The sequence below is a fragment of the Micromonospora sp. DH14 genome, from assembly GCF_029809455.1.
Classification (GTDB): Bacteria; Actinomycetota; Actinomycetes; order Mycobacteriales; family Micromonosporaceae; genus Micromonospora; species Micromonospora parva.
On record NZ_JARVKT010000035.1, the window covers coordinates 21,796 to 45,616 of the forward strand.

The 23,821-nt window shown below is 70.9% G+C and carries 20 protein-coding genes; 10 read left to right on the forward strand and 10 right to left on the reverse strand.

Going from position 1 to position 23,821, the window contains the following annotated elements; translation table 11 throughout:
- Positions 1-78: 78 nt before the first annotated feature.
- From QCZ28_RS29505 to QCZ28_RS29520, 4 genes are all read right to left on the reverse strand, one after another.
- Positions 79-2,055, reverse strand: coding sequence for a DUF2075 domain-containing protein (locus QCZ28_RS29505; RefSeq protein WP_279519678.1), 1,977 nt, complete (start codon positions 2,053-2,055; stop codon positions 79-81).
- A gap of 140 nt (positions 2,056-2,195) precedes the next feature.
- The gene (locus QCZ28_RS29510; protein ID WP_279519679.1) at positions 2,196-4,034 is read right to left on the reverse strand and encodes a DUF2075 domain-containing protein; all 1,839 of its coding nucleotides are present in this window, start codon (positions 4,032-4,034) and stop codon (positions 2,196-2,198) included.
- A gap of 181 nt (positions 4,035-4,215) precedes the next feature.
- Positions 4,216-4,653: a nucleotide pyrophosphohydrolase gene (locus QCZ28_RS29515; protein WP_347815138.1), complete on the reverse strand. Its 438-nt coding sequence runs from the start codon at positions 4,651-4,653 to the stop codon at positions 4,216-4,218.
- A 100-nt stretch (positions 4,654-4,753) separates the two neighbouring features.
- Positions 4,754-5,959: an ROK family transcriptional regulator gene (locus QCZ28_RS29520; protein ID WP_279519680.1), complete on the reverse strand. Its 1,206-nt coding sequence runs from the start codon at positions 5,957-5,959 to the stop codon at positions 4,754-4,756.
- A 163-nt stretch (positions 5,960-6,122) separates the two neighbouring features.
- Here QCZ28_RS29520 and QCZ28_RS29525 point away from each other — a divergent pair, with 163 nt between their 5' ends.
- From QCZ28_RS29525 to QCZ28_RS29550, 6 genes are read left to right on the forward strand one after another with little or no spacing between them, the layout of a single operon-like run.
- Positions 6,123-6,851, forward strand: a complete 729-nt coding sequence (locus QCZ28_RS29525) for an amino acid ABC transporter ATP-binding protein (RefSeq protein WP_030337219.1) — start codon at positions 6,123-6,125, stop codon at positions 6,849-6,851.
- A gap of 19 nt (positions 6,852-6,870) precedes the next feature.
- Positions 6,871-7,839 (forward strand): glutamate ABC transporter substrate-binding protein, encoded by a 969-nt coding sequence (locus QCZ28_RS29530; protein WP_030337218.1) that lies wholly within the window; start codon positions 6,871-6,873, stop codon positions 7,837-7,839.
- Positions 7,840-7,855: 16 nt separating this feature from the next.
- Positions 7,856-8,500 carry an amino acid ABC transporter permease gene (locus QCZ28_RS29535; RefSeq protein WP_279519681.1) on the forward strand — a complete coding sequence of 215 codons (645 nt, stop codon included), beginning with the start codon at positions 7,856-7,858 and terminating at the stop codon, positions 8,498-8,500.
- On the forward strand, positions 8,497-9,366 hold the full coding sequence (locus tag QCZ28_RS29540) for an amino acid ABC transporter permease (protein ID WP_279519682.1): 870 nt from the start codon (positions 8,497-8,499) through the stop codon (positions 9,364-9,366). Before QCZ28_RS29535 ends, QCZ28_RS29540 begins: the two co-directional genes overlap by 4 nt.
- Positions 9,363-10,376 carry an asparaginase gene (locus QCZ28_RS29545; protein ID WP_279519683.1) on the forward strand — a complete coding sequence of 338 codons (1,014 nt, stop codon included), beginning with the start codon at positions 9,363-9,365 and terminating at the stop codon, positions 10,374-10,376. Before QCZ28_RS29540 ends, QCZ28_RS29545 begins: the two co-directional genes overlap by 4 nt.
- On the forward strand, positions 10,373-11,116 hold the full coding sequence (locus QCZ28_RS29550) for a copper homeostasis protein CutC (RefSeq protein ID WP_279519684.1): 744 nt from the start codon (positions 10,373-10,375) through the stop codon (positions 11,114-11,116). The genes QCZ28_RS29545 and QCZ28_RS29550 overlap by 4 nt, the downstream gene beginning before the upstream one ends.
- 221 nt (positions 11,117-11,337) lie before the next feature.
- Here the strand turns inward: QCZ28_RS29550 and QCZ28_RS29555 are convergent, their stop codons facing one another.
- The 3 genes from QCZ28_RS29555 to QCZ28_RS29565 form a co-directional block, all read right to left on the reverse strand.
- On the reverse strand, positions 11,338-11,874 hold the full coding sequence (locus tag QCZ28_RS29555; protein ID WP_279519685.1) for a hypothetical protein: 537 nt from the start codon (positions 11,872-11,874) through the stop codon (positions 11,338-11,340).
- Positions 11,875-12,042: 168 nt separating this feature from the next.
- A complete protein-coding gene (locus tag QCZ28_RS29560; RefSeq protein WP_279519686.1) occupies positions 12,043-13,728 on the reverse strand; it encodes a SulP family inorganic anion transporter in 1,686 nt (561 codons plus the stop codon).
- Complete coding sequence (locus QCZ28_RS29565) at positions 13,725-14,063, reverse strand: metalloregulator ArsR/SmtB family transcription factor (protein ID WP_279519687.1); 339 nt, start codon at positions 14,061-14,063, stop codon at positions 13,725-13,727. Before QCZ28_RS29565 ends, QCZ28_RS29560 begins: the two co-directional genes overlap by 4 nt.
- Before the next feature lie 177 nt (positions 14,064-14,240).
- Between QCZ28_RS29565 and QCZ28_RS29570 the strand changes: the two genes are divergently transcribed.
- Both QCZ28_RS29570 and QCZ28_RS29575 read left to right on the forward strand, forming a co-directional pair.
- Positions 14,241-15,572, forward strand: a complete 1,332-nt coding sequence (locus QCZ28_RS29570; protein WP_279519688.1) for an ATP-binding protein — start codon at positions 14,241-14,243, stop codon at positions 15,570-15,572.
- Positions 15,553-16,176 (forward strand): RloB family protein, encoded by a 624-nt coding sequence (locus tag QCZ28_RS29575; RefSeq protein WP_279519689.1) that lies wholly within the window; start codon positions 15,553-15,555, stop codon positions 16,174-16,176. Before QCZ28_RS29570 ends, QCZ28_RS29575 begins: the two co-directional genes overlap by 20 nt.
- 41 nt (positions 16,177-16,217) lie before the next feature.
- On the opposite strand, the gene QCZ28_RS29580 is transcribed toward QCZ28_RS29575, so the two are convergent.
- Entirely contained in the window at positions 16,218-18,635 is a 2,418-nt protein-coding gene (locus QCZ28_RS29580) for a glycoside hydrolase family 2 protein (protein WP_279519690.1), read from the reverse strand.
- Positions 18,636-18,804: 169 nt separating this feature from the next.
- Here QCZ28_RS29580 and QCZ28_RS29585 point away from each other — a divergent pair, with 169 nt between their 5' ends.
- Positions 18,805-19,824, forward strand: a complete 1,020-nt coding sequence (locus QCZ28_RS29585) for a LacI family DNA-binding transcriptional regulator (protein ID WP_279519691.1) — start codon at positions 18,805-18,807, stop codon at positions 19,822-19,824.
- Positions 19,825-19,830: 6 nt separating this feature from the next.
- On the opposite strand, the gene QCZ28_RS29590 is transcribed toward QCZ28_RS29585, so the two are convergent.
- Positions 19,831-22,206, reverse strand: coding sequence for a GGDEF domain-containing phosphodiesterase (locus QCZ28_RS29590; protein ID WP_279519692.1), 2,376 nt, complete (start codon positions 22,204-22,206; stop codon positions 19,831-19,833).
- Between the two features lie 217 nt (positions 22,207-22,423).
- Here QCZ28_RS29590 and QCZ28_RS29595 point away from each other — a divergent pair, with 217 nt between their 5' ends.
- Positions 22,424-22,816: a PH domain-containing protein gene (locus QCZ28_RS29595; protein ID WP_030337191.1), complete on the forward strand. Its 393-nt coding sequence runs from the start codon at positions 22,424-22,426 to the stop codon at positions 22,814-22,816.
- Here the strand turns inward: QCZ28_RS29595 and QCZ28_RS29600 are convergent.
- Positions 22,810-23,736: a 2-hydroxyacid dehydrogenase gene (locus tag QCZ28_RS29600; RefSeq protein ID WP_279519693.1), complete on the reverse strand. Its 927-nt coding sequence runs from the start codon at positions 23,734-23,736 to the stop codon at positions 22,810-22,812. The two genes, QCZ28_RS29595 and QCZ28_RS29600, sit on opposite strands and share 7 nt — an antisense overlap.
- Positions 23,737-23,821 lie beyond the last annotated feature (85 nt).

A 23,821-nucleotide genomic window follows, 5' to 3' on the forward strand; every position in this document is an offset into this window, starting at 1 on the left:
CAATGTTGTGCACGTCCTCGGCCTATGGCAGCACGGTTCAGACACCGGGCAGAGTCTGGAATCCGACACCAGGTCGGCTCAGCTACCACCCGTTCCAACACCGCGCCTCGACACATCCTCGTGAACAGGCACACCTGCGACGGGTGCCCGCTGCTGCGCTCGAATCGGCTGGACAGCGCGGTGGACGCCTGCGCTTTCGGGCCTGAACCCAGCCATCGCCGACGGAACGAAGTCGGCCAGGTATTGCCGCGTCGCGTCGTCCGTGGCATAGATCAGCACGCCACGAAGCCCTCGCGTGAGCAGAACTCGATAGGTGTTTCGGATGAGTTGGTCCGCCTCTTCGCGGCTCATCGGCCGCTCGGGGTGGGTCAGAGCCCGATCGCGTGACTTCCGGGAATCGCTTGCGAGCCGTCCGCCCCGAGCGACGAGATCCGGACCGATGAGCACGCCAGACCAATCATATTCGAAGCCCTGAGCGGTGTAGATGCAACCGATCTGATCGAACCCGGCAGGATCCGTGGCCCAGTAGGAACTGGCCGGGACTCCCCCGACTGGCCTTTCCGGTGCCGCGTTCCAGGGCTTGGCCCACGAACCTATCCGCACATCGAGGGGAAGACTGCCGTCCTTGTTCTGACGCCTCGTCCAGGGCCAGCAGAAGCCAGCAGATATCCGGCAGGTCTCACCCGCCTGCTCCCGCGCCCGAAGAATGGCCTCCATCTCCTCGGGCGACGAAACCAGGCCGACCTCGAACCGATCGTCTCCCGGCCACGGGTACGGGCCGGCATCGGCCATGCCCAGCAGGTGCAACAACCACTCGTCGTACTTCGCGCTTCCGCCACACCGGAACTGGGCGTCGAGGTGGACGAGGTCGACTTCATATCCCTGTCGCCGAGCGGCCCTCTCGATCATGTCCGCCCCGCCGACCTCGCCTGGGCGCACGACCTGGTGGTCGTCGAGCAGGAAGACCGGCACCTTCGCCGCCGACAGCAGTTCGTCCACCTGCGGGATGTCGCCGGAGCGGCCGCCCTTGTCAGAGTGCTTCCGAATGCGGTGCGCCTCATCACACACCAGGACATCGAGATTGTCCCGTTCGTCATCCATGAAGTCGCGGAAGAAGCTGAACAGCGGGCGAGTCCGCTGTCGCGGGTCCCGCGGGTCTCTGCGGGCATAGCGCTGCAAGCTGAGGGTGAACGCCTTGGAACCGGTTGCGTGGGCCACCAGTCTGCCCTCGCCCGCGAGATCAGCCAGCAACGACAGCGCGACGGCGCTCTTGCCGCTCCCCGGGCCGCCCGTAATGATGACGGCACGCTTCTTCCTGCCCCGTCTGGACTCCGTAACCGCCTGCGCCACCAGCTCATAGGCCCTGCGTTGCTCATCGATTAGCACGAAAATGCGCCGGCGGCCGAGTTCTGCGGCAACGTGCGCAAGCAACTGGCGACTCGGCCGCACCGTACTGCTCAGGAGACGGTCCCCTGCTCGCCTGCCGCCTCGCGGAGCGAATCGGCCCCTCAGGTAACCATCGAACTTCTCCCTGCGCTCCCTGGTGTAGATGAGTTTCTTATACGTCCAGTCTCCGGCGACGAGGTCGGAGACCTTCTCCCTGGCAGCGTTGTGCAGGTAAACCATGCCGTGCAGTGCGTCCGGCCAATCCCAGAGAGCCGCCAGATGATCCGCGAGGTAATCGCAGTACCCCTCCACCTGCAGGCGAGGATGAAGTTGTGGGCCAACCATCCCGGGTACGTCGACCAGACCTGCCTCGGGGGCGAGACTGACCGCGGAACTCCACTGCTTCAACTCCACCACCAGGTAGGCATCCTGGCCGGTGACCGGGTGGGTTCCGGCAAGTATCACGTCGATTCGCCGGCTACTGCGCGGCATCTGGTACTCGACGAGCGCATCGATCTCACCGAGCCCCACCTCGGTGAGATGCCGGGCAAGCTCCCCCAGGCTCTCGCGCCATGATCGCTTCTCGGCGGGCCGGACGTTATAGCCAGCGGCGCGCAGAAAATTCGCTATCTCCCTGTCAAGGCGCCCTTCCCGATTCAGGAGAAGCATCTCGTTAGGTGTGGTGCGAAACGCCAGCACTGACAGGCCCCCGAGGCACGAAGATCTCGTGCGGTGGGGGCGTGTCCGTCGAAGGAAGCCCGTCGATCCGCTGAACTGGCCGTCACAGTATCGACACTGTGTGGTTGCCGCTACCCGGCTTCGCCGTCGAACACGACCTCGGGTTGCCGCCGGACGCGCACCAGATTCCGCAGGTACTCCTGCGTCTCCGGGTCGGTCGCAAAGAGCACCGTGCCGCGCATGCCCCGGGTCAGCAACACCTTGTAGGTGTTGCGGATCAGCCGGTCCGCCTCTTCGTCGCTGAGCGACTTGCGACTGCGGAAAGCCGGGTCCTTCGACTCGTCGCGGCGGGTCACCAGCTGACCGTCGCGGGCCACCAGGTCCGGTCCGATGATGACGCCCGACCAGTCGTACTCGAAGCCCTGAGCGGTGTAGACACAGCCGACCTGACCGAACCCATTCGGGTCGGTGGCCCAGAACGCGCTGCCCGGCGCCGAGCCGACGCTGCGCTCGCTCTTCACGTTCCACGGCCGCGCCCAGCCGCCGATCGTCACGTCAGGCACCAACGTGCCGTCCGGCCTGGGGTCGCTCCAAGGCCAGCAGTAGCCGGCCGACATCCTGGCCGTGCCGGCCACCGCCTGACGGTCGGCGAGGTGCGCCTCCATCTCCTCGGGCGACTCGGCGATTCGCACGTCGAACCGGCCGTCGCCAGCCCAGACGGTCGGCTCGCCTCCGTCGAGGCCGAGCAGATCAAGAGCCCATTCCTCGTACGCCTCGCTGCCACCACAGCGGAACTGGTCGTGCAGGGAGACCACGTCAACCTCCACACCGAGCTTCCTCGCATGGGCGGAGATGACCTCGACGTTGCCCATCTCACCAGGCTTCACGACCTGGTGCTCGTCCAGCAGGAAGACCGGCACTCGGGCGACGGAGATGAGTTCCTCCAACTGCGGGCGTGCCACGTCCCGGCGTGCCTTCGGGGTGTAGCGGTTGACCGATGTCTCCCGCACCCGGTGCGCCTCGTCGCAGATCAGTACCTCGATGTCGTTCGGCTCGGCGTTCATGAAGCTGTTGAAGTACTTGAACAGGCTCTGTACCCGGGTCGATCCACGGCCGGCGTAGCGACGCAGCGTCAGGGTGAACGACCGGGAGCCGGTCGCGTGCAGCACCGGCCGGTCCCGCCGGGCCAGCTCACCGAGCACCGCGAGGGCGATGACGCTCTTGCCGCTACCCGGCCCGCCGGCAACCACCACCGCCCGCTTGTGGTTCGCCGTCCGGGCCCGCTCGATGGCGTGCATGACCAACTCGTACGCCACATGCTGCTCGTCGAGCAGGGTGAAGTGCGACCGTTCCTTCAGCTCGGCGGCGGCGTACGCGAGCAGGTGCCGGCTGGGCCGTACGGTGCTGGTCAGGAACCGGTCCGCCGGGCCAGCTCCCGAAGCGGGCGCGAACCGGCTCCGGAGGTGGTCGAGCCACTGCCCACGACGCTGCCCGGTGAAGATCCGGCTCTGTTCCGTGGCCGGTCGGTCGAACAGGTCGGTGACGTCGCGATCCACCGCGTTGTGCAGATAGGCAGCCCCGCGCAGCAGCTTCTGATCGCGGCCCAGCACACCCAGGAAGTCGTTGAGATAATGGCAGTAGTCCTGCACCTGGACGCCGGGGTGCAACCGTGGCCCAGAAGCCTGCTCAACGGCGACGAGAGTGTCGGAGTCCTCGTAAGCGGCGGCAAAGGACCACTGCTTGAGCTCGACGACGAGATAGGAGTCATCGCCGGTTCGCGGGTCCACACCGGCCAGAACGGCATCCACCCGACGGCTGGTCAACGGAAGCTGGTACTCGACGAGCACCTCGACATCGGCCAGACCCGCGTCGGCGAGATCCTGCGCGAGTACCGGGAGGCTGCGCGCCCACGATCGTTTCTCGGCGGGGCTGACCCCGTGACCGCCATAGCGAAGCCGTTCGGTCAGCACTCCGACAAGGGTGCCATCGTTAGCGAGACGCAACAGACCAGCAGCTGACGTACGGTACGCCGACATTGAGAGGTGCCCCCGGGCAGCACGAAATGATCGTGCGGATGGGGGCATGTCCCTGCATCGGAAGCCCGTCGGACCGCCTTACGGCCACGACTGTATCGAGGTGATCAGTGGGCGGCTACGCCCGTGGCGCCTTCGCCGCTGACCCTCTCGCGGTCTCCACCGGGTAACGCCGGGCCGAGTCGGCCAGCTTCTCCGTGGCAGCATCGACCAGGTCGATATCGAGGACGTCGGCGAGCCGGACCAGATAAATCATGACGTCGCCGATCTCCGCGCGTACTCGTGCGCCCGCCTGCGGGTCCGCCATCACCTGGGCCGCCTGCTCCGGTGTCAGCCACTGCAGCTCAGCCAGCAGCTCGCCCACCTCGCCGGAGAGCGCCATGGCCAGGTTCTTCGGAGTGTGGAACTGTTGCCACTCGCGTTCCTGGGCGAAATGCCGGAGTTTCTCGCTTAGCTGGCTGACACTTCGAACGGCGGATCCCGCATCGGATGGGCTGCCCATGCCCAGATCATCACACGACAGCGCCGCGGCTCCGCCGAGCTGCTCGATCAACACGAGTTCTGGGATATCGGGGCCTCCTGTCGCCCCGGAGGCCCCGATATCAATGAAGTCGTGTTGATCATGCGCGGCTGCGCTGAGCCGCGACGGTTGACGGTCAGTTGGCCGCCACGACGTGGTCGATCACCAGGTGGGCGGCCCCGGTGATGCCGATGTCCTGGCTGGTGGCAACCCGCTCGATGAGCAGGGTCTGGGTGGCCAACGGCAGGCAACGCTCGTAGAGGGTGGCCCGCATGCTGGCCAGCAGCGGTTCGCAGTCGGCGAGTCGGCCGCCGATGGCGACCACCTGCGGGTTGAAGAAGTTGACCACGACGGCCAGGATCTCGCCGATGGCCCGGCCGGCCTGCCGGGCGAGCGCTGTGGCGTGCCGGTCGCCGTCGTCGATCAGGCGGATCACACCGGTCAGGTCGGAGACCGTCACGCCCTGTTCGCGTAGCGCGGTGACCAGGGCCGCGCCGCTGGCCACGGCCTCCAGGCAACCGGCGTTGCCGCAGCTGCACAGCGGCGCGGGATCGGCCACCACCCGACAGTGGCTGATGTCCCCGGCCGACCCCTGGGCACCTCGATGCAGCCGTCCACTGGAGATGACACCGGAGCCGATCCCGGTGCCGGCCTTGATGTAGACGGCGTGGTCCAGTTCGGAGTGTGCGGTGCGGTGCGCGCCGAGCGCCATCAGGTTGGCGTCGTTGTCCACGATGATCGGCACGTCGACCCGGCCGGCGCAGAACGCGGCGACGTCGAAGCCGTTCCAACCGGGCATCCGGGACGGGCTGACGATCCGGCCGGTGGCGTGCTGCACCGGGCCGGGAATGCCGATGCCGAGACCTCGCAGCGCACCCGGGTCGCCGTCCGCCGTCGAGGCTGACGACACGGGACCGGCGGACGTCGGGTCACTGGGCGTGGCGGCCAACGCCGCGACCTCGGCCAGCAGCGAACCGAGCACCTGCTCCGGGCCGTCCTCGATGCGGACCGGCAGGGTGCGGGCCTGGACCACCCGCCCGGACAGGTCCAGGGTGCCGACCCGGGCGTGGTGCGCGCCGAGGTCGATGGCGCCGACCACGGCGCCGCCGGTGGGCACGGCGAGCTGGCGCGGCCGGCGCCCACCTCGGGACCGCCCGGCGCCGGTCTCCTCCAGCAACCCCTGGTTGATCAAGGCCTCGACCCGCTGGGAGATCGTCGACGGAGACAGCCCGGAGAGCCGGGACAGGTCGGCACGACTGACTGCCGCTCCGGTGGCCACCCAGCGCAGCAGCTCCCGAGGGCCGCCCCGGAGGGCTTCGCGTGGCGCGTCGTCAATCGTCACGTCAGGTTCTTAGCATCCACAGTTTGTTCAAGCAACTGGTTGACTTAGTTTCCTGGCTACCTTTAGATGGCGCTGTTGGTTCGATATGAAGCCGACTTGATTCGGTGATCGAAGAAAGTGGGGCCGTCTGGTGGCACCGGGGACGACGGGTGCGGACCGACCGATGGTGTCGGTACGCGGCCTGCACAAGTGGTTCGGCCCGCTGCACGTGCTCAAGGACATCGACCTCACGGTGGCCGCCGGCGAGGTGGTCGTCGTGGTGGGGCCGTCCGGCTCCGGCAAGTCGACCCTGTGCCGCTGCCTCAACCGGCTGGAGACGGCCGGGCAGGGCAGCATCGAGATCGACGGTGAACCGCTGCCGGCCGAGGGTCGGGCGCTGGCCCGGTTGCGCGCCGACGTCGGCATGGTCTTCCAGTCCTTCAACCTCTTCGGGCACAAGACGGTGCTGGACAACGTCACCCTCGGCCCCACCCGGGTCCGCAGGATCGCCCGTCCCGAGGCGCGGCAGCAGGCCATGGCCCTGCTGGAACGCGTCGGGATCGCCGACAAGGCGAACCACCACCCGGCCCAACTCTCCGGTGGGCAGCAGCAGCGGGCCGCGATCGCCCGGGCGCTGGCCATGCAACCGAAGGTGCTGCTCTTCGACGAGCCGACCTCGGCCCTGGACCCGGAGATGGTCAACGAGGTGCTCGACGTGATGGTCTCCCTCGCCAAGGAGGGGATGACCATGATCGTGGTCACCCACGAGATGGGCTTCGCCCGTCGCGCCGCCGACCGGGTCGTCTTCATGGACGACGGCCGCATCGTCGAATCCGGCGCCCCCGACGAATTCTTCGCAGCTCCGCGCACCGAGCGGGCCCGCGACTTCCTTTCCAAGATCCTCCAGCACTAGCCCCCAACGGGAGGGTGTCATGTCAATCCTCAAGAAGAGCTTCACCCGGCGGCGCTCGCTCGCCCTCACCGCGACCGCCGTGGCGGTGGCCCTCGTCGCCACCGGCTGCGGCGGTGACGGCGACAGCAGCGCCCCGAAGCTGCCCGGCGACGCCGGCCTCGGTGGCGACGGAGTGGTCGCCCAGTCGGTGTACGACGCCGCCCCGGTCGCCAGCGACGCGGACATCCCGGCCGGCTCGACCATGGACGCGATCCGCAAGCGCGGCTACCTGAACATCGGCGGTTCCCTGGACGCGCCGCTGCTCGCCCAGCAGAACCCGGTCAGCGGCACCATCGAGGGCTTCGACGCCGACATGGCGAAGCTGCTGGCGAAGTACATCATCGGCAAGCCCGAGGTGAAGACGACGACCATCGGCACCCAGACCCGGGAGGCCATGCTCCAGGCCAAGTCGGTCGACGCCGTCTTCCAGACGTACACGATCACCCCGCAGCGGGCCACCCAGGTCGCCTTCGCCGGGCCGTACCTCACCTCCGGCCTCGCCGTCGGGGTCCGCAAGGACGACACCTCCATCAAGAGCGTCAAGGACCTCGCCGGCAAGACCGTGATCGTCGGGGCGAACACCCCCGCCGTCACCGCGCTGCCCTCCGCCGCACCCGGCTCGAAGCAGATCGCCTTCGGCACCGACCCGCAGGCGTTGCAGGCCCTGCTGCAGAAGCGCGGCGACGCGTACGTGCAGGACTTCACGCTGCTCGCGTCGGGTGCCAAGGCCAACCCGGGGATGAAGGTGGTGGGCGAGCCGTTCACCACCGAGGCGTACGGCATCGGCCTCAACCGGGAGGACACGCAGTTCAAGGAGTTCGTCAACAACTGGCTGAAGAAGATCCAGGCCGACGGCACGTGGGCGAAGGTCTGGGAGGGCACCCTCGGCTCGGTGGTCGAGGGCGGGGCACCCACCCCGCCGGCCCTCGGTTCCGTCGACGGCTCCTGAGCAGTTTCTCGTACCGATGGAAGCCCTCACCGCTCACCTGAGCCAGCTGGGCCACGGCCTGGTCACGACGGTCGAACTGACCGTCGTGACCACCGTCGGCGCGATGCTGCTGGGCATCGTCGTGGCCACCCTGCGGATCGCCCCCGTGCCACTGCTGCGCGCCATCGGCACCGCCTACGTCGAGGTGTTCCAGAACCTGCCGCTGCTGGCGCTGCTGGTGCTCTTCGTGTTCGCGCTGCCGACCATCGGCATCACGTTCCCGCTGTTCACCTCCGCCGCGATCGTCATCGCGGTGTACGAGGGGGCGTACCTGGCCGAGGCGATCCGCGCCGGGGTCAACACCGTCGGTGTGGGCCAGGCCGAGGCGGCCCGTGCCATCGGGCTCACCTTCGGCCAGTCCCTGCGGCACGTGATCCTGCCGCAGGGACTGCGGGCGGTGATCCAGCCGATCGGCAACATCTGCATCGCGCTGCTGATGAACACCTCGCTGGCCGCCGCCGTCGGCGTGGTCGAGCTGACCCAGGCGGCCAACAACGTGAACCTGGTCGAGGCCCAACCGATCGCCGTCTTCACCGGTGCCGGCCTCGCCTACATGCTGCTGGCGCTGATCATCGGTCAGGTCACCGGCCTGCTCGAACGAAGGCTGGCGATCGTCCGATGAACAAGACCCAACAGATCCTCTTCGACGAGCCCGGCCCCCGCGCCCAACGGCGGATCCGGATCGCCACCGTGCTGGGCGCCATCGGGCTGGCCGGCGCCCTGGCCGCAGCCGTCTACCAGTTCGCCAGCCACGGCGAACTGGCCGCCGACCGGTGGGAGCCGTTCACCACCTGGCCGATCTGGCGGTACCTGCTCAACGGTCTCTGGGCCACCGTGCGGGCCGCCGCCGCGACCGCGGTGCTCAGCGCCGCGCTCGGGCTGATCCTGGCGCTCGGCCGGCTGTCGACGCACCGACCGCTGCGCTGGCTGGCCGGCGCGTACGTGGAGATCTTCCGAACCGTCCCCACCCTGCTACTGATCTACGTGACGCTGTTCGCCCTGCCGCAGTACGGCCTGAACTTCCCGCTGTTCTGGAAGCTCGTGGTCCCGCTGGTGGTCTCCAACTCGGCGGCGTTCGCCGAGATCTTCCGGTCCGGCATCCTGGCACTGGACCGGGGACAGACCGAGGCCGGCCTCGCCGTCGGGCTGCGCCGAGGGCAGGTGATGGCGCTCGTCGTCCTGCCACAGGCGTTGCTCCAGCTCGCCCCGTCCCTGGTCAGCCAGCTGGTCGGGCTGCTCAAGGACACCTCGCTCGGCTTCGTGGTCAGCTACACCGAGCTGCTCTACAGCGGGCAGGTGCTCGCCTCGTACACCCACCTGCTGATCCAGACGTTCCTGGTGGTGGCGCTGATCTACCTGGTGGTCAACGCCTCGCTGTCGAAGTTCGCCCGCGTACTCCAGGCCCGCAACGGCCGCTTCGGCGGCCGACGCGGACGGCGGACCGCTGAGCTGCCCCCGCCACTTCTCGAAGGGAACACTCCCCGGTGACCATCTTCCGCTACGCCGAACTGGCCCGGGTCGTGCGCAACGGCTTCGTCGAGAGCCGGCACTACGGCAGCGTCGTCGTGCTCGCCCCGGACGGGACTGTCGCCCTCACCGCCGGCGTACCCGACGAGCCGGTTCTCCCCCGCTCCACCCTCAAGCCGGTGCAGGCGCTGGCCTGCCGGATCGCGGCGGGCGACGAGCTGACCGGCCCGGCGCTGGCGCTCGCCGCCGGCAGCCACACCGGTGACGACCGGCACGTCGAGGTGGTCCGCGCGATGCTGGCCGGTGCCGGCCTGACCGAGGACGCGCTCGGCTGCCCGCAGGACTGGCCGGAGGACGAACCAACCCGGGACCGGCTGATCCGCGCCGGCGGGCAGCGCGAGCGGATCCGGATGAACTGTTCCGGCAAGCACGCCGCGATGCTCGTCGCCTGCGTCGCCCGGTCCTGGAGCACCCACGACTACCTCGACCCGGACCACCCGATCCAGCGGGAGACCGCCGCCGCCGTCGCCCGGCTCGCCGGCACACCGATCGCGCACCACGCTGTCGACGGCTGCGGCGCACCGCTGTTCGGGCTGCCGCTGACCGGCCTGGCCCGCACCTTCCAGGCCCTGGTCACCGCACCCACCGGCAGTGACGAGGCGCTGGTCGCGCAGGCCATGCGCCAACACCCGGAGTACGTCGGCGGCTGGCACGGCCACCCCAACACCGACCTGATGCGGGCGCTGCCCGGCGTCCTCGCCAAAGGCGGAGCCGAGGGTGTGCTCGGGGTGGCCGCACCGGACGGTCACGCCGTCGCGGTGAAGGTGGTCGACGGATCACCGCGAGCCACCACCGCTATCGCCCTCGCCGCCCTCGACGCCGTTGGCGTACCGGTGGGCGGGGCCGACGCGCTGCGCCAGGTGCCGGTGCTCGGCGGCGGCGCACCGGTCGGCGCCGTCACGGCCGTCATCGACTGGACCACGTCTCGGACCGAAGCGGCACCGCCACGCACGGAAAAGGAAGAATCATGAACACATTCGAGATCTGCATCGACAGCGTCGAGGGGGCGGTCGCCGCTGAGGAGGCCGGCGCCGACCGGGTGGAGCTGTGCTCCGCGCTCTTCGACGGCGGGCTGACCCCCAGCCTGGGCACCATCGAGACGACACTGCGCGCCGTGGACCGGATCCGGGTACACGTGATCGTCCGGCCGCGGGCCGGCGACTTCATCTACTCGCCGTTCGAGATCGAGGCGATGGAGCGGGACGTGCGGGCCGCTGTGGCGGCCGGCGCGCACGGCATCGTGATCGGTGCGCTGACCGCCGAGGGTGACGTCGACGTGCCGACCACCCGCCGGCTGATCGCCGCCGCGGGCGACGTCAGCATCACCTTCCACCGGGCGTTCGACATGACCCGCGACCCGCACGCGGCGCTGGAGCAGCTGATCGAGCTGGGCGTGCACCGGGTGCTCACCTCGGGCCAGGAAGTCAGCGTGCTGGAGGGTGCCCCGCTCATCGCCGACCTGGTGCGCCGCGCCGCCGGCCGGATCATCGTCATGCCGGGCGGCGGCATCACCCCGCGCAACATCGCCCGGATCGTCGAGGCGACCGGCGCTGACGAGTACCACTTCGCGGCACTGGTCAGCTCGGACAGCCCGGCCGTGCACCGCAACCCGGCCCCGCTGATGGGCGGCAGCCTGAACCGGCCCGAGTACGAGCGCTCGGGCACCTCCGGCGCGCTGGTCGGCCAGGTGCTCGCCGCCGCCCGCGCCTGACCGTCCACGCTCCGGGCGCGGGGGAGGTCGTGCTTCCCGGGCGTTGATCGTGCTCGAACATGGATGTAGTGGCTTCCTTACTGCGGGAGGCCACTACATCCTGGATCGAGCGCGATCACGTTCTTCAGCATCGCGGGACATCAGACGATGTCGTTGACGCAGCGCAGCACCGTGCGGGCCGTGATCCGGACCCGCTGCCCCCATCCGTCGGGCTCCGCCGGTCAGCCGGTGGCGAGGTTGATGGCGACGCCGATCGGGACGGACGCCGCCAGCCCGGCGACCAGCCACCACAGCTGTTCCCGCCTGGCGTTCCGCTGTGCCGACTGGAGCCCGCTCTGGATCTGGGTCAGGCTGTTCGCCACCATCGCCAGGTCCTCGGCCCGGCCGGAGTCTTCGCCGCTGAGGGAACGCCGCATCACGGAGCGGCGAAGCCGGCTCGTCGTCGACAACGTCAGCTGATGCCGACGGACCCGACGTGACGCGTAAATCGTCGACCCCGGTTCTGCGAAGTCGGTGCCGCCCTCGTCCGGATCCTCGTCGGCCTCGGGCCCGCGGTAGTAGCCGATCGGGAACAGGCGTGACCACAGCCGCGTCCAGCGGTCCTTCCACCAGAGGCCACCGCCGACGCCGAGCAGAACGAGGTCCGCGACGATCGCGATGATCGCCCACCCGTCGCTCACGAAGAAGCCGACCGCACCGACGGGGCCGGCCGCCAGGATGAGTGCCTTCGCCGCCGCCCTGCCGCTGATCCCCCGCATGCCCGCCATTGAACCGGCCCCAACCGGCCGACGTGATCCCTGCTATCCGGAAGACGACAGCAAAGTCCTCTCGGGACAGTTCGTGGCCCGTCCGGAAGGACCGCCGTCCGGAAGGACCGCGGTCCGACGGTCTGCTCGCGGGCCGCCCCGGTCACCCACCTCCGACCGTTACGACCGATCGGCCGGGCTACCTGCCACGGGGAGCGCCGCCGCGCGGGCGTACCGGATCGCGGCCGGGGTGTCGTTGAAGACCAGCCCTTCGCGGCGCAGGTCGTCAGCGACTCCGAGGGTGGCGAGGACCTGGTCGTGGGCGGGGGTGATACCGGAGAGCAGGACGGTGATCCCGCGTCCCCGCAGCCGCCGGATCGCGTCGCCGAGGACGTGCGCACCGGTGGCGTCCATGGTGGTCACCCGGGACATCCGCAGGATGACGACACGGACGTCGCTGACCTCGGAGAGTTCCAGGAGGAAGGTGTGGGCGGCAGCGAAGAAGAGCGGCCCGTCCAGCCGGTACGCGACGATGTGTTCGCTGAGCAGCGCGTGCTCCTCGGCGCTGTGTTCCCCCGGATCGAGGGGCACCTGTTCCAGCCGGGCGCTGCGGGCCACCGCGCGCAGGGCGAGCACCACGGCGACGCCGACGCCGACCGCGACGGCGGTGACGAGATCCCAGATCACGGTGACGGCGAAGGTGAGCACCAGCACGACCGCATCGCCCCTGGTGGCCCGGGCCAGCGCCCACAGCGAGCCGGCCTCCACCATGCGGACGGTGGTGGCGAGCAGCACCCCGGCCAGGGCGGCGAGCGGGATCCGGCCGACCAGCGGCGCGGCGGCCAGCACGATCGCCGCGAGGGCGACGGCGTGGGTGAGGGCCGCCAACTTCGAGGCCGCCCCGGCGCGGACGTTGACCGCTGTCCGGGCGATGGCGGCGGTCGCGGGAATGCCGCCGAAGAGGGGGGCGGCGAGGTTGGCCAGCCCCTGACCGAACAGTTCCCGGTCCGGGTCATGCCGCTCGCCGACGGTCATGCCGTCAGCGACGGTGGCGGAGAGCAGGCTCTCCAGGGCGGCGAGCGCGGCGACGGCGAGGGCGCTGGGCAGCAGCACACCGAGCGCGGCGAGGTCGAGGAAGCCGAGCGAAGGCGCGGGCAGGCCCTGCGGCAGCGCGCCGATCCGGGCCAGGTCGACCGGGAGGACCTCGGCGAGGACGGTGGCCGCCCCCACGCCGAGCAGGGAGAACGGCAGGCCGGGTCGCCACCGCGCGCCGAGCAGCATCAGCGCCGCGACGGCGAGGGCCACCGCGAGCGCGGCCGGCTGCGGGTGGACGACGAACCGGGCGACCGCGTCGAAGGCGACGGCCCAGACCTTCTCCCCGTGCGCGTCGCTGACGCCGAGTGCGGCGGGCACCTGCTGCAGCGCGATGACCACGGCGATGCCGGCGGTGAAACCCTCCAGCACGGGGGTGGGCAGGTAGCGGACGTAGCGGCCCAGACGGGCCACGGCGAGCGCGATCAGCACGAGGCCGGCCATCGCCCCGACCATCAGCACGCCGGTGGCTCCGAACTGCTGCACCACCGGCACCAGCACCACTGTCATGGCCCCGGTCGGCCCGGAGACCTGGAGGTTGGAGCCGCCGAAGACGGCGGCCACCGCACCGGCGACCACTGCGGTGATCAACCCGGCCTGGGCGCCCAGCCCGGAGGTGACGCCGAACGCCAGGGCCAGCGGCAGCGCCACCACCGCCACGGTGAGCCCGGCCAGCAGGTCCCGGCGCGGCGAGCGGTGGACCGCCGCCCAGTCGGCCCGGCCGGGCAGCAGCCCGAGGAGCCGCGCCCGGGCCACCGGGATGACGCGGCTCACCGGTCCGCGCCGGCGGCGCGCAGCTCCCCGAGGAGGCCGTCCCGGTCGGTGAGGACCGCGCCGAGGATCCGGCGCCCGGCGGCCAGCAGGTCGGCCACGTCCGGGGTGCTGAGCGCGTACACGACGAGGGGACCGTCGCGGTGTGAGGTGACCATCCCGGCGCGGCGCAGCACGGCGAGCTGCTGGGAGAGGTTGGAGGCCTCGACCTCGATCGCGGCGAGCAGGTCACGGACCGGCTTCGGGCCGTCCTGGAGCAGTTCGAGGACCCGGATGCGCACCGGGTGCCCGAGGGTGCGGAAGAGTTCCGCCTTCGCCTGGTACAGCGGGACCGACATGAGCACCTCTCCCGATCGATGCGAAGACTTTATCACTTGAAGAAGTCTTCAATCGCTGACCCACATGGGGGCACCCCGCCGCGGCGGCACTGGTCTGCAACGGGCTTTGCATCGCTTGTCGTGGTTTACTCGCAGGGATGCGCTTGTAACACCCCACGAACTAGGGGCATACGGCTAATGCTGCTGAGTTTCCGCTTCACCAACCATCGATCGTTCCGCGACGAGCACCAGCTCAATCTGACGCCCGTTTACGGGGACGGGGCCTCGGCCGTCGAGCCGGCCCCACAGGCGGTCCAGGTCGTCGGCATCTTCGGGGCCAACGCCTCTGGCAAGTCAAACTGCCTCGGCGCGCTTGCGTTTATGCGGCAGACCGTCGTGGAATCCGACCGCGCGGTCGAGCCTGGTCTAGGTCTGCACCGGGAGCCGTTCGGGCTGGATCCGGAACTCGCCACCCAGCCGTCACGCTATGTCGTCGACCTTCTGCTCAGCGGCGTCCGGCACACCTACGGTTTCACGATCGATGACGACCAGGTGCTGGAGGAATGGCTCTACCACTATCCGGTTGGGCGCAGGCGCCGCGTGTTCGAGCGGGACGGCGACACCTTTTCCTGGGGCGAGGAGACGGGCCGACGTAACGACCTGGAGCAGATCGCCGGCATCACCGCTCCGACAGCACTTTTCCTCAGCACGGTCGCCCGCTTTGGTCACAGCCGCCCCCAGTCGGACCCGGCAGACCCCCAACCGCTGCACGACACCTACCGGTGGTTCTACCTGATGGGCCAAGGCACTGACCCCGCCCCTGGGCTGTCCGCTCTCATCCGCATCGGCCAATCGGACGCCGACGAGGTACGCCGGCTCGCTGTGGATCTGTTGCAGGCCGCCGACGTCGGGATTGTCGACGTCGTAGTTCTCTCGGATCCAGCCGACGACCATTCCGCCTGGGCCGAGTCGTCGGCACAGGGCATGAGGGCGCGGGTAAAAAAGGCCATGGCGGGAGCCCGGCGCCCACCGGTCATCCTGTTCAAGCATCAGGGACCGCGCGGTCTCGCACTGCTCGACCTACAGAACCAGTCGACCGGCACACGGCGACTACTGACCCTGGGTCTGCACGCCGCCACGATGCTGCGCACCGGTGCCACGATGCTGATCGACGAGGTCGATGCCAGCCTGCATCCGGTGCTCACCGCGAAGCTCGTCAGCCTGTTCCGTAGTCCGCGGGCGAACCCTCTGGGCAGCCAACTCATCTTCACCAGTCACGACGCCGCCCTACTCGGCACCCTCGACGGGGAGGAAATCCTGCGCCGCGACGAGATCTGGTTCGTGGAGAAGGACGACGAGGGCGCGTCCTCGCTGTACCCGCTGACCGATTTCAAGCCCCGTAAGGAAGGCGAGAACCGTCAGCGCCGTTACTTGAACGGCAACTACGGCGCGGTTCCCAACCTGTCCACCGACCTGTTCGAACAGGCCCTTGCCAACCGTGGAGGCCCGAATGACGCCACGGCAGGGTAATCGGCAAGCCGCCGGCTCGCGGTCCGGCCGTGGCCGGGAGACCGACCTGCGACGACGCGCGTCGACCCGGGAACAACGGACAACCATCCTGATTGCCACGAACGGTGAATCGACGGAACGGGCCTACTTCAACGGCCTCAAGCAGGAGGCGTGGGTACGGCCCCGGGTGGTCGTCGTGGCAGAACGCGGCTCACCGGTCAACGTGGTACGAGGTGCAGCACGACGCGGTCAACGCGACGACTTCGACGAGGCATGGGCCGTCTGCGACGTCGATGAATTCGCCACGGAGCAGGCGGCCCGCGAAGCTGTCGCTACCGATGTCAGGCTGGCCTGGTCCAATCCCTGCTTCGAGGTGTGGCTGCTGCTCCACTACAGCAACCACACCAGGTTCTTGGAGAATGCCAAGCGGGCCCGCGACCTGTTGCGCGAACACAACCCTGCCTGGGACAAGACCGCGCTCGACTTCGCCAACTTCCGCGACCGGATTGAGGACGCCTGCCGACGGGCTGATCGGCTTGACCCGTCCCCGGAGGGCAACCCGTCCACTTCCGTCGGCCAGATCATCGCCGCGCTGCGCGATGATCGTGCCCGAACAGGGAAGTGATCGGGTCGACCCATGAGCCTCTGCTCTAAGCGGGGGTCGGCTCAGCGTTGGCGGATGTCGTTGACGCAGCGCAGCACTGGTCGGGTGGTCAGCGCCCGGTCGTCCAGCGGGGCCCCGGCGCGCACGGTGAAGGTGGCCGACTCGCCCGGCAGCAGGGTGACCAGGGCCTTGTCCACGGTGGCGGTGCTGTCCAGCCGGTCCGGGAAGAGGGCCAGGTCGCGCAGCACCGTGCGGGCGGTGACCCGGACCCGCTGCCCGCCGCCGATCGGCTCGACCGTCGCGTCCCAGGCCGCCGCCGGCCAGTCCACGTCGCGGTCCTCGGCGAAGAACCACAGCGCGCGCTCCGCGGTGCCATCGGCCTCCGCGACCAGCAACTCCCGACGGCCCTCGTCCGGCCGCGCCAGCTCCGCCGGCAGCGCCAGCACCACCGAGGAGTACGCCGGGACGTCGAGGTCGACCGAGGTCTTCGCCCTCGGCTCCCCGGTGAGCGTGCACCGGGTGACCGCGGCGGACGCCGTCCAGTCCTCGGCGGTTTCGTTGACGGCGACCACTGCCAGGCCACCGTCCCGGGGCTGCACGGTGAGGAGCCGGTCGGCGTACGCGTGTCGCAGCGCGTACCACAGGGGTTTGCGACGGCCGTCGCCGTCGACGGCCGACCAGGAGGTGACCGGCCAGCAGTCGTTGAGCTGCCAGACGATGGTGCCGGCGCAGACGTCCCGGTGGGAGCGGAAGTGCTCCACCCCGAGCTGGATGGCTCGGGCCTGGTTGAGCTGCGTCAGGTAGTGCCAGTCGTCGAAGTCCGCCGGGGCGGGCAGGTGCGCGTCGAGGCCCCGCTGGAGTTTGGCGTCACCGTCGGCCGCCTTCTGGTGGTGCGCCATGCCCGGTGAGTCGTGCGCCAGGGGTTCGTCGCTCAGCGCCCGGCGCAGCGTGGCGTACGACGGTGGGGCCTGGTAGCCGAACTCGGCGACGAAGCGCGGCACGTACTCCCGGTACCTGGTGTAGTCGTCGGTGTTCCACACGTCCCAGATGTGGGTGGTGCCGTGCGCCGGGTCGTTGGGGTGGATCGCCTCGGTGCCTGACCAGGGGCTGCCCGGCCAGTACGGGCGGGTCGGGTCCAGCTCGCCGACGATCCGGGGCAGCACGTCGAGGTAGTAGCCACGCCCCCAGGTGCGCCCGGCGAGGTCCTGCTGCCAGTCCCAGTCGTGCCAGCCCCAGATGTTCTCGTTGTTGCCGGTCCAGAGCACCAGCGACGGGTACGGCGCGAGCCGGGTCACCTGCTCGGCGGCCTCGGCGGCCACCTCGGTGCCGAACGGTTCCTCCTCCGGGTACGCGGCGCAGGCGAACAGGAAGTCCTGCTGGACGAGGAGGCCGCGCTCGTCGGCGAGGTCGTAGAAGTCGGCCGACTCGTACCGGCCGCCGCCCCAGACCCGCAGCAGGTTGACGTTGGCGGCGACCGCCTGGTCGAACCGCTCGGCCAGCCGGGCCCGGGTGATCCGGGTGGGGAACGCGTCGTCCGGGATCCAGTTGACCCCGCGCACGAAGACCGGAACGTCGTTCACCGACAACGAGAACGGGGTGCCGTGCTCGTCGGGTGTGGTGTCCAGGCGGACCGAGCGGAAGCCGATCCGGTGCGACCAACTGTCCAGCAGGTCGCCGTCCGGCGCGTGCAGTGTCACATCGATCGGGTGACGCGCCTGCTCGCCGTACCCCCGGGGCCACCACAGCGCGGGCTCGCGGACGCTGAGGGTCAGCACGGCCGTGCGCTGCCCGGCCGGGACGACCACCTCGGCGTGCGCGCCGGCCACTGCGGCGCGGACGGTCAGCGGGACGTCCGCGACCCGCTCGACCTCGACGTGCACCTCGACCCGGCCGTCGCGACCGTCCATGGTGACGAGGGGACGGACGGTGGCCAGCCGGGCGGTCGACCAGGCGTGCAGGCTGATCTCCTGCCAGATGCCGGCGGTGACCAGTGTGGGCCCCCAGTCCCAGCCGAAGTTGCAGGCCATCTTGCGGATGAAGTGGAACGGCTCCGGGTAGGCGTTCGGGCGTTCGCCGAGCCGTTCCTGGTGTGCCTCGGCATAGCGGTACGCGGAGTCGAACGTGACGACCAGGTCGTTGTCACCGTCGCGGAGCAGCGGTCGGACGTCGAACCGGTAGCCGCGGTGCATGTTCGCGGTGCGGCCGACCTCGACGCCGTTGAGGGTGAGCGTGGCGACGGTGTCCAGGCCGGCGCAGACCAGGTCGACGCGGTCGTCGTCGCCCGCCCGGTGGACGAATGTGGACCGGTAGACCCAGTCGGTGCGCCCGATCCAGGCCAGCGCCCGCTCGTTGTCGTCGAGGTAGGGGTCTTCGATCAGCCCGGCGGCGAGCAGGTCGGTGTGCACGCAGCCCGGCACGGTCGCCGGCACGGACCGGTCGGCGACCTCCTCGGGCACCTGTGCTCCGGGGGCCGCTCGCACTGTCCAACCGTCGTAGAGTGCCTGTCGGCGCAAGACCTCACCGCACCTTCCGCATCGAAAGACGTTTACTGAACCGGATAAGCTAGGCAACCGTACGTTTCGGCCCCGCACGTGTCAACGGCCGTTGACGCCCGCGGCGGCACTCTCACAGCAGCAAAGGAGCACGCCGGTGAAGCGGCCGACCATTGCCGACGTCGCCCAACGCGCCGGGGTGTCCAAGGGTGCCGTGTCGTACGCGTTGAACGGGCAGCCCGGCGTCTCCGAGGCCACCCGGCAGCGCATCCTGGCCATCGCCACGGAGATCGGGTTCAGCCGGAGCAGCGCGGCCCGCGCCCTCTCGGCCGCCACCGCCGGCGCGATCGGCCTGGCCCTGTGCCGACCGGCCCGGACACTCGGCGTCGAGCCGTTCTTCATGGCGCTGATCAGCGGCGTCGAAGCCGAACTCTCCGCCCGCTCGTACGCGCTGACCCTCCAGGTGGTGGCCGACCACGACGCCGAGATCGCGGTCTACCGCCGTTGGTGGGGCGAACGACGGGTGGACGGGGTGCTCGTCTGCGACCTGCGCACCGACGACCGTCGCATCCCCGCGCTCGAACAGCTGCACCTGCCGGCGGTGGTGATCGGCGGCCCCGGCGGCACGGGCGAGCTGGCGAGTGTCTGGTCCGACGACGCCGCCGCGCTGACCGAGACGGTGGAGTACCTGGTCGCGCTCGGGCACCGCCGGATCGCCCGGGTCGCCGGCCTGCCCGACCTGCGGCACACCGAGATCCGCACCGACGCCTTCGCGGCGGTCCGCCAGCGGCTCAACCTGGACGACGCGGTCACCGTGTGGTCCGACTACACCGGCGAGGAGGGCGGCCGGGCCACCCGCCGGCTGCTCAGCTCCGCCCACCGGCCCACAGCGGTCATCTACGACAACGACGTGATGGCCGTCGCCGGGCTCTCCGTCGCCCAGGAGATGGGCCTGACCGTGCCCGGCGACCTGTCCATCGTGGCCTGGGACGACTCACCGTTGTGCCGCCTGGTGCACCCGCCGCTGACCGCGCTGGGCCGGGACATCCCGGCGTACGGGGCCCACGCCGCCCGGCAGCTGCTCGCCGTCGTCGCCGGGCAGCCGGCCGGCCGGGTGCAGGACGAGACACCCCACCTCACCCCGCGCGGCAGCACCGCCCCGCCCCGAATCAGATGAACCGGTTCAGCGTGATGCTGACGGGAACTCCTCGAAGTACGCCTCGACCCGTTCCGCGGTGGCCGGGCGGGCCAGCGCGAACCCCTGCCCGTACCGGCAACCGCCCCGGCGTGCCCCCTCGACCTGGGTCGACGACTCCAACTCCTCCGCGACGATCTCGACGCCCAGCCGCTCGCCCACGTTGACCACCACGTCGATCAGCGGTGGTTGCCCGTCCGGCCGTGCGTCCACGAGCTCCGGGCCCACCTTGAGCAGGTCGATCGGCAGTCGGCGAAGCTGCGCCAGGGAGGCGTGCTCGGCCCGGAAGTCGTCCAGCGCGGTGCGCACGCCCAGCGACCGGAGCCCGGCCAGCCGGGCCACCACTGTCGACAGGTCACCGGCCACCCTCGGCTCGCTGACCTCCACCACCAGCCGCTCCGGCGGCACCCCGTACGCGGCCAGCACGGCCGCGAGCCGCTGCACGAAGTCGGGAGTGGTCAGCTCCCGGGTCGTCACGTTGACCGCCATCCACAGCTCCCGGGTGCCCACCGACCAGTCGGACAACCGCCGGCAGGCCCGATCCAGCACCCACCACTCCAGCTCACCGACCAGGTCAAGGTCCTCGGCGACCGGCAGCAGCTCGGCCGGCAGCACCGTGCCGAGCACGGGGCTGCGCCACCGCAGCAGCGCCTCCGCGCCCACCGGCTGCCCGTCGGCCAGGTCGACCACCGGCTGGTAGACGAGATCCAGTTCGCCGCGCGCCACCGCACCGGGCAGCTCGCGCTCCAGGTCGAGCCGGCGGACCAGTTGTTCCTCGAGGAAGGCGTCGTACCACTCCACCCGGTCCCGGCCCAGTTGCACGGCCCGTCGTCGGGCCAGCTCGGCCTGCCGGAGCACGTCCGCCGGCCCCACCCCGCTCACCTCGGCCAGGCCGATACTCGTCTGCACCCGCAGCACCGCGCCGGCCAGCCGGTAGGGCGGACCGAGCGCGCTCAACAGTCGGGTGCCCAGCGCGTACGCCAGCACCGGGCCGGCGGCGGTGACCACCGCGAAGCCGGTGCCCGCGCACCCGGTGACCAGATCGCCGGGGGCGATCACCGCGCGAGCCCGGTGCACCGCCTCGGCCAGCACGTCCTCCCGCGCCGTCGGGCCGATCCCCTCGGTGCCGTGCAGGTCGACCAGGAGCAGCGCGCCGGCCGGCACCGGAACGTCGCCGATCGCGGCCAGGGCGTCCAGCAGGGCGGCCCGGTCGCCGGGGGTGTTGTTCGCGGCCGCGAACTGCCGGCGGTCGAGCCCCGACCACGCGGGGCTGTGCTCAGGCGACCAGGTCGAGTCGGCGCCGGTTCCGGGGGCCGCGACCGCCGGGGCGTCGAGGCCGTGGTCCGGCGACGGCTGCGGCGTGCCCGACCAGCGGACCGGGCCCGAACGGCGGCGCCGCAGCGACCGACCGGCCGGCCGGCGGTGGGCGGCCCGCCGAACGGACGTGGCCGCGTCACCGGCGCGCAGCAGCTCGCGCAGCACCAGGGGCGGCACCGCCGCCAGGGCCAACAGCACACTGGTCCGGTCCGGTGCGCGGCCGGCGGCCAGGTGCAGACCCGCCGCCAGCAGCAGCACCGCCGCCGGGAGCACCGACCGAGGCCAGGCCGCCGCCACCGGCTCCGCCGGCTGCGCGTCGTCCGCCGCATCAGCGGCACCGACCGCGACGAGCAACATCCCGAACACCAACGGGGGTACGGCCAGCAGGGCCACCCGCCCGGCCGCTGCGGACGGCGACACGGCCAGCAGCACCAACCCGCAGAGGGTGAGCAGGACGCCACCCCGACAGATCGCCGCACCCGAGCGCCGCCACGGCCCCGCGAACGCGTTCAACGCGGCCATCCCCAGCCCGCCGAGCGTCAACGCGCAACCCAGCCGAACCGGGACCGGCAGACCGTCCCACGGCAGCAGCAGCCAGCCGGCGAGGGCCAGACCGACGGCCGGGCCGGTCGACTCGACCAGCCCGCGCAACCGGACCGGGGCCGCCGGCCGCGAGCGCCCGGGGAGCCGGTACAGACCGCTCGCCGAGAGGGCCGCCACGACCAGCGACCCGATCAGCACGGCGCGGGTGTGCCCGATGTCCGCCAGGGGCAGCACGACGGCGGTGAGACCGGCCGCCACCACCGCCGCGTCGAGCAGCACGCCCGCCGCGCGCGGCGGCGGGTCGGTGCCACGCCGGCTGGCCAGCCGGGACAGTCGCAGCCCGGCGAGTGTGGCGCCGGCGCCGGCGCCCAGCGCGATCACCACCGAGGTCGGGACCAGGCCGGCGGCAGCGGCGAGGAGGAGCAGCGCCACCGCCACGGACGTGGCGGCCTCGGGTGCCGCACGACGGGGGACGAGGACGCGGAACGGGTACGCGAGGAGCACGGCGGACGCCTTCGTGAGGGGGCACGGGGGCGGTGCGGCGGTGCGGGGCACCGGACGTTGCGAGTCCGCTACCCACGATTGACAACGATGGACGGCCGAAGTGGTTACTTGCCGGTTACTCAGGGAAAACAACGACCGGTGTCACTGTACGGCGTACCCCCGGCCGGTGGCACCGCCCGCCGCGAGCCGAAACGGCACGGAGTGGGATCATCGGAGGGTGAGTAAGCCCGACACGGTCCGTTTCCGGTACAACCAAGCCATCCTGGTGGCCGCGATCATCGCCTTCGTCGGCGCCCTGCCGCTGGCCAACGCCCGGGCCTACCTGCTGCCGGTGCTGCTCGTCCCGCTCGCCGTCGCGGTCTGGGCCTGGCGGGCCGGCACCGACGCCGACGCGCGGGAGCTGCGCCTGCGGGCGTTGGTCGGGCAACGCCGGATCGGCTGGGAGCAGGTCCTGGAGCTGGCCACCGACCAGCGGGGGCGGGCGGTGGCCCGGCTGGACGACGGCCAGCAGGTCACCCTGCCGGCCGTCCGCGGGGCGGACCTGCCCCGGCTGGTCGCGGCAACCGGCCAGCCGCTGCCGGGCGCCCCGGCGGACGCGCCCGGTCAGTAGCCGTCGACCACCGTGTTGATCAGCGGTTGCCCGGCGGCGAAGCGGCGCACCTGATCGCCCACCAGTCGGTAGGCACGCGGTAGCAACCCCCGCACCGACCCGCCCACGTGCGGAGTGAGCAGCACGTTCGGCATGGTCCAGAGCGGGGAGTCGGCGGGCAGCGGCTCCGGGTCGGTGACGTCCAGCGCCGCCGAGATCCGACCGGTGCCCAGCTCGGCGACGAGCGCATCGGTGTGCGCCACCGGCCCCCGGGCGGCGTTGACCAACAGCGAGCCGTCCGGCATCGCCGCCAGGAACGCCTTGTCGATCAGGCCACGGGTCTGGTCGGTGAGCGGCACCAGCACCACCACCACGTCCGCGTCGGGCAGCAGCCGGGGCAGCTCCTCGACGGCGTGCACCCCCTGCTCCGGCCGGGCCGTCCTGGCGACCAGGGTGAAGCTCACGTCGAACGGGGCGAGCCGGTCGCACACCGCGGTGCCGATCGAGCCGGCGCCGACGATCAGCACCCGCTTGCCGGTCAGCTCATCGGTAGGGGTGTGCTCCGCGTACGCCCAACGCCGCTCGGCCTGGGCGCGGACGAACGCCGGGAACGCCCGCAGCTGGGCGAGGATCGCGGTGACGACCCACTCGGCGGTGGCGGGGTCGTGCACGCCCCGGGCGTCGCAGAGCGTGACAGCCGGCGGGGTCCGGCCGGCCCAGGCGTCCGCCCCGGCGGAGAGCAGCTGCACCACCGCCAGGTCGGGCAGCTCACCCAGCACCGTCGTCCCGTCCGAGCCGCCCAGGAACGGCGGCACCCAGAAGCGGACGCCGGCCGCCTCGGACGGCATCCGGTCGGTGTGCTCGAAGACCTCCACCGTCACGTCCGGGGGCAGCTCGCCCAGGAGGTTCAGGCCGGCCTGGTGCGGAATCCATACCTTCACGTCCGCCGACGATAGTCCCCGACGGCGCGGACGGTGCGGGCACGGCGGTGAACCGGCGTTCGGGCGGTGGCGCACGGGGCCATGG